Source organism: Falsochrobactrum shanghaiense (genome assembly GCF_003149535.1).
Taxonomy (GTDB): Bacteria; Pseudomonadota; Alphaproteobacteria; order Rhizobiales; family Rhizobiaceae; genus Brucella; species Brucella shanghaiense.
This window is the reverse complement of the sequence record NZ_QGDB01000036.1, coordinates 1-669: the sequence shown is the minus strand read 5'-3', so window position 1 is coordinate 669 and position 669 is coordinate 1. Positions and strand designations below refer to the sequence as shown.

Below are 669 nucleotides of genomic sequence, written 5' to 3'. Positions count from 1 at the left end.
CGATAAGTATAGCTTATCGAAGCTTATTGCTTTTGGCGCGCAAATCGGTAAAAGTCGTGGCAAAGGCAGTGATTTCAGAGGAGAAAAAGACGCGCAACAGCCTATTCAGAGCGATGCGTTTGCTGGTGACGGGCGCTGCGGGCGAGTACAACAAAACGGTCTCTGACCGCGGCAAACAGCGCCGGTGGTAGCGGACCGTAATAACCCGTATCGTCATCAAAAGGGCGCAGATCCGGTCCCGGCCAGACAAAGCGATTGCTTTCGCTGAGCACTATCCAGGAACACTCATCGTCCAGTCCCAGGCGGCGTTTGGTGGCAGCGGGAATTTCAATTGCCTCGTCAGCCCGTTGCGGTGGCGTATGGGTGATCGGCAAAACCCTGACAACCGGCGATCCGTCTTCCAGTGTCGTCGTGATAGCTAATACGAGAACAGGACGATCCTTGTCGCCCTCTTCCCGTCCCTACTCGAACTGCCAGTGCCACAAATAGGAATAGGGGAAAATCCAGCCAACCTTGGGCTCACTTGGAATCATGCTATTTTTCGTTCAGTTCACGATCGAGATGCTCAAGGCCTGCTTCCATCGAGGCGGCTTCAACAGCCACGAGATCCTCTTCGGTCAGCGTACTGGTCAATTCGACGCGACGCTCGCGCCGCATCAGGCGCAGATA

General features: G+C 55.0%; 1 pseudogene. It reads right to left on the bottom strand.

Annotated elements, in window-relative coordinates:
- Positions 1 to 101: 101 nt before the first annotated feature.
- Positions 102 to 533: pseudogene (locus DKP76_RS19730) on the bottom strand (plasmid maintenance toxin (PemK-like)).
- Positions 534 to 669 lie beyond the last annotated feature (136 nt).